We start from the raw sequence: 4981 nt of genomic DNA, 5'->3' as shown, positions 1-4981 counted from the left end.
CCTCAGTATTATCCCCATTCTATAATCTAAAATTCATCTTCTACTTACGTCTACTTAAGTATATATAATTGAAATTTTAACAATCTGACAAAGTATCTTTATTAACTACCTACTAAATTAGAGGCAAAATATAAATAAACACAACACAATCAAACCTATGTTGTTTTCAGAGGGCGAACTAAATAATACCGCAGCAAATGGACAGCAAATGCTAACTGTCGCTCAAACTAGTTGGGAAGAAGGGGAGGAACGCGATCGAATCTTCCAACTTATTGATAATCTTTTATCCTTTGAAGCTTGCCTTTACCACCAGATTTTGCCCTTTCGATTAGAAGATAAAAACTTCTTGCTAGGTATGGTTCATCCACAAGATAGCGAGGCACTAGATTATGCTGGTCGCATTTTGTCTTATATCAATTGCACAATGGTGATTGAAGCGATCGCAGCCGACGCACACCGCAGAATACTATCAGCCTACCTCAGCCATAAGAATACATCCCAGCTAGATGCCCAACAGGTGTATCAGCCAACAGAGGACTCTTCCCAACAAAATAACGCAGCTAGCATTGCTGACAAACCGATTCCCTCCATAAATGCCGACTTAGAATCAAATCAGCAACCAACATTGATGGTGTTTGAGACACAAAAGCGCCAACATTCTGGGCAGCGTGTAGACTTGCCTCCGATCCCAGAGCTAGATCGAGCGTCTCAAACTACGAGGAGTCTAGAGGGCGAGACATCCGTGGTAGCACCACCAAACAATTTACCGATTTTGCCTACACAAGTTCCCGAATTACTTAGTCCGATTGAGTTGCTGTCAACACTACCGCCCAAAAAATTACTAGAAGAATTACTAGGACGAATTCTCAGTGGGGGAATTGGTCGCCTGTATTTAGAAAGACAAGCTTACGAAGGCAGGATACTGTGGAGTGATAATGGGATTTTGCAATCTGTTTTAGACAAACTGCCACTCTCTGTTTTCCAAGGAGTACTGAATGAATTAAAGCGGTTTGCTTCCCTACCTCTTACCACGGTTGCAGAACCAAAACAGGTAGAGAAGGAATACGTATATCAAAAAAACCGCTTATTATTACGCTTGCGAATCATGCCAGGAATCTACGGTGAAGAGGCAACACTCCAAGTTCTGCGGGGAGCAGCACTAAAATTTTATCAACAACAACAATTGACGCGCCTGAGCCGCGATGCTTTAGGAATTTCTCAGCAGCTAAGTTTCAAGTTACATGAACTACAAGAACGGCTTTTACTGAATCCCAGCCTTGATTCTCAGCAATCAGAGGCTTTAATTGCCCTGACTCAATTAGTGAAAAATTTAGACCAACAGATCAAAATCTTGGTACTAGATAGCAATCCACCAACAAATAGCAAATCATAAGTCTGTAAGTGAAACCTCTGATTTCGATCGCATACATAATTGTTATGTTGTAATAGAATTCTAGACCGATCAGCCTTAGAGTTTAAGATCAAATAAATACAGATTTTGCGATCCAATTCTAAGTAAAATTACGGTTTAAATGAACTTATGATAGCGAAGTTAGTTTTACGCTCTTGAATCCATTTCTTGCAGATATTTCATGCTAACCGAGGTTTTTAGTGAACTTTTCCCCTTGATGAGTACAGCCAACCCACAAACCTTGGAATGGCTGCTCAACGTTGCAATTGAACATGAATATCCATCAGGGCGAGCCGTTGTGATGGAAGATGCCTGGGGTAATGCCGTTTATTTCGTGGTTTCTGGTTGGGTCAAAGTCCGGCGTACCGTCGGGGAAGATTCAGTAGCTCTGGCAATTTTTGGTCGTGGCGATTTTTTTGGAGAAATGGCAATTTTGGATGAATCTCCACGCTCAACCGATGTCATTGCTCTTTCACCCGTAAACTTGCTTAGTATCTCTAGAGAGCGTTTTATTCAAATATTATTTAAAGACCCGCAGCTACATCACCGAATGTTGCAACTGATGGTGCGACGATTGCGGCAAATTAATCAGCGTTTACAAATGCGGTCTTCACCACCAGCAGTCAAACTCGCCCATACCCTAGTGACTTTAGGTGAAAACTATGGCCAGGAATCAGACTTAGGAAGAGAAATTTTTAACATTCCCTTTAAAGATTTAGCAGAGGTGACAGAAATTGGCGTTGAAGAAACTACCAAAATCATGGAAAAGCTCCATGAAAAAGGGTGGATTAAGATTGATAGCGCCAAGAACATCAATTATCTTGTGAACTTCAAACAGTTGATGAACTTGGCGGGCAAAGTGTGATTGCTTTATTTATTTAGCGATACAAATAAATTTTTTGACTCTCTTGGCCTAGTCACCCAATGTAGGTTTAAAATCTCACCAGGCAAGCATGTTAGACCTATCCAAATCCCAAGATGCTTTCTAAGCGAATCTTGTTTATCAGTAACGGCCACGGAGAGGACAACCACACCTCTCATGTGATTCAAACCCTGCGCCAATTGTGTCCCGATGTTGAGATGGCAGCAATGCCAATTGTGGGGGAAGGAAAAGCTTAAGCTTGGATGTTCCCATTATTGGCCCAACAAAAACGATGCCCTGCTACTCACACCTCCCTCTTGTCTCAGGAAAGACGCTATGCCCGTTTTTATGCTCAACAATTTTACTCTACAGATGAGCAAGGGAGTAAGGTGTAAATAAGAGATGCGATTTTTTTGTCTGTACAGGAGGGGAAACCAGACATCGGAATCTGCGTCGGTAAAATTTCTGGTGCGTAGCCTAGCCCGTCGTAAACATCGCAGACTGCTAAATATGGCTGAAATACTCAAATTGCCTGTAGTAATTATGTACAATGCATAAGTAGTATATTAGTTATGCAAAAGAAATAAAGTGTAATCTTTATTTGAGAGAAAGCGGATTTATCTGTGGAATCAAAACTTATAATACTGTCTTTTCTACGAGATGCTGCGCGATCGCACAGCATCTCGTAGCCTATTAACAATTACCTCAGCAAACAAGATGACTGAAGCAACAGCAACTCGTCCCAAAACCTACATCGAGGTAACTGGGCCAACGATTCATTACCTGGTAGCAATGTCCCAACCAGAAACCCATCTGTTTGAAGTGACTTTACGCCTTGTCAATTACCTCTCGCCGATTCTCGATTTAAAATTGCCAGTATGGACACCCGGTTCCTACTTAGTTCGGGAATATGCCAAGAATTTACAGGATTTTGTGGCTTTTGCAGAGGGTAAGCCTTTACCTTGGCGGAAAATCAGTAAAAATCACTGGCAGGTAGACAAAACTGGTGTTTCAGAATTAACTGTCCGCTACCGCATTTTTGCCAATGAGCTATCGGTACGGACAAATCATTTGGATGCCACCCACGGTTATTTCAATGGGGCGGCACTATTTTTCAGAATACCAGGCTCCGATAAGCTACCCATTCGCGTCACCATCGTACCACCACACTCGGAATGGCAGGTAACTACTGCTCTACCTCACGTTGGTGAAGAAAAAAATACTTTCTTGGCTAGCGATTTTGATACTCTGGTGGATACTCCCTTTGAGATTGGTAGCCACCAATTGTATAAATTTGAAGTCTTGGGAAAACCCCACGAACTGGCAATTTGGGGGCAAGGTAATTACCAAGTTCAGCAATTAATTGCTGATATCCAAAAAATTGTTCAGGTAGAAGCGCAGATGTTCGGCGGTTTGCCTTATGAACGATACGTGTTTTTGCTACATTTATTTAGCCAAGCTTTTGGCGGTTTGGAGCATAAAGACTCTTGCTCCTTAATTTACCAACGTTTTGGGTTTCGCGCTCAAGAAAAATACGATCGCTTTATGCAATTGGTAGCCCACGAGTTCTTTCACTTGTGGAATGTCAAACGAATTCGCCCAAAAGCATTAGAGGTTTTTGATTACGACCAAGAAAATTACACACCGTCATTGTGGTTTTGTGAGGGTACTACTAGTTACTACGACTTGTTAATTCCTTTGCGGGCAGGAATTTATGATGTTAAGTCGTTTTTGAATAACTTGAGTAAAGAAATTACCAGATATGAAACGACACCGGGGCGCAAGGTACAACCCGTTTCCGAGTCGAGTTTTGATGCCTGGATTAAACTCTATCGCCCCGATGCTAATAGCGGTAATTCCCAAATTTCTTACTATTTAAAAGGAGAAATGGTATCGTTGTTGCTGGATTTACTGATTCGGTCTACTCATAACAATCAGCGTTCCCTCGATGACGTGATGCTGAAAATGTGGCAGCAATTTGGCAAAGATGAAATTGGCTATACCCCAGAACAGTTGCAGGATGTTATAGAATCTGTTGCCGGAATCGATTTGACTGATTTCTTTAAACGCTACATTGATAGTATTGATGATTTGCCTTTTAATCAGTATTTGGAACCCTTTGGCTTACAGTTGGTAGCTGAACAGCAAGAAGAACCTTACCTGGGTGTGAGAATAAATACAGACAATGGGCGGGAGATGATTAAGTTTGTGGAAACTGATTCACCTGCACAAATAGGGGGAATTGATGCAGGTGATGAGTTGTTAGCAATTGATGGGATTAAAGTAACGGGAAATAGTTTAAGCGATCGCCTGAAAGATTACCAACCAAACGATACCATCCAAGTTACAGTTTTCCACCAAGACGAACTCCGTACTTATGCCATTACCCTCACCTCACCACAGCCCACTCGATATCAGGTAAAACCTGTCGATCGTCCTAACTCCACACAGCAAAAAAAATTTGCTGGATGGCTTGGAGTTGCGATCGCAACTGTTTAATTTAGGGAATTGGGGATTGGGGATTGGGAATTGGGAATTGGCGATTGGCGATTGGGAATTGGCGATTGGCGATTGGCGATTGGGAAAGACTTGTTGCAAGATTCTCACTCAAATCACCTTGTCACCTTGTCCCCTGTTTCCCATCATCTTCCCTCATTCCCCATTCCCCAATCGCCAATCGCCAATTCCCAATCGCCAATCGCCAATTC

4 protein-coding genes and 1 pseudogene are annotated in these 4981 nt (G+C 42.1%); all 5 read left to right on the top strand.

Annotated elements, in window-relative coordinates:
• Positions 1-157: 157 nt before the first annotated feature.
• Complete coding sequence (locus CDG77_RS33320) at positions 158-1393, top strand: pilus assembly protein PilB (RefSeq protein WP_094333443.1); 1236 nt, start codon at positions 158-160, stop codon at positions 1391-1393.
• 199 nt (positions 1394-1592) lie between these two features.
• Positions 1593-2276: a Crp/Fnr family transcriptional regulator gene (locus CDG77_RS33315; RefSeq protein ID WP_094333442.1), complete on the top strand. Its 684-nt coding sequence runs from the start codon at positions 1593-1595 to the stop codon at positions 2274-2276.
• 113 nt (positions 2277-2389) lie between these two features.
• The gene (locus tag CDG77_RS33310) at positions 2390-2530 is read left to right on the top strand and encodes a hypothetical protein (protein ID WP_223270117.1); all 141 of its coding nucleotides are present in this window, start codon (positions 2390-2392) and stop codon (positions 2528-2530) included.
• A 460-nt stretch (positions 2531-2990) separates the two neighbouring features.
• Positions 2991-4772 carry a M61 family metallopeptidase gene (locus CDG77_RS33305; protein ID WP_094333444.1) on the top strand — a complete coding sequence of 594 codons (1782 nt, stop codon included), beginning with the start codon at positions 2991-2993 and terminating at the stop codon, positions 4770-4772.
• Positions 4735-4981, top strand: a pseudogene (locus CDG77_RS33300) (hypothetical protein); the annotation flags it as partial. The gene CDG77_RS33305 and the pseudogene CDG77_RS33300, both read left to right, overlap by 38 nt.

Source organism: Nostoc sp. 'Peltigera membranacea cyanobiont' 213 (assembly GCF_002245975.1).
In the GTDB taxonomy this organism is placed as follows: Bacteria; Cyanobacteriota; Cyanobacteriia; order Cyanobacteriales; family Nostocaceae; genus Nostoc.
The sequence above is the reverse complement of the archived record's forward strand: the minus strand, read 5'-3'. Positions and strand labels throughout refer to the sequence as shown.

What these genes read in the sequence shown, in the direction of transcription:
- CDG77_RS33305 (WP_094333444.1), top strand. Translation starts at nt 2,991, where the DNA reads ATGACTGAAGCAACAGCAACTCGTCCCAAAACCTACATCGAGGTAACT.
- CDG77_RS33320 (WP_094333443.1), top strand. Translation starts at nt 158, where the DNA reads ATGTTGTTTTCAGAGGGCGAACTAAATAATACCGCAGCAAATGGACAG.
- CDG77_RS33315 (WP_094333442.1), top strand. Translation starts at nt 1,593, where the DNA reads ATGCTAACCGAGGTTTTTAGTGAACTTTTCCCCTTGATGAGTACAGCC.
- CDG77_RS33310 (WP_223270117.1), top strand. Translation starts at nt 2,390, where the DNA reads ATGCTTTCTAAGCGAATCTTGTTTATCAGTAACGGCCACGGAGAGGAC.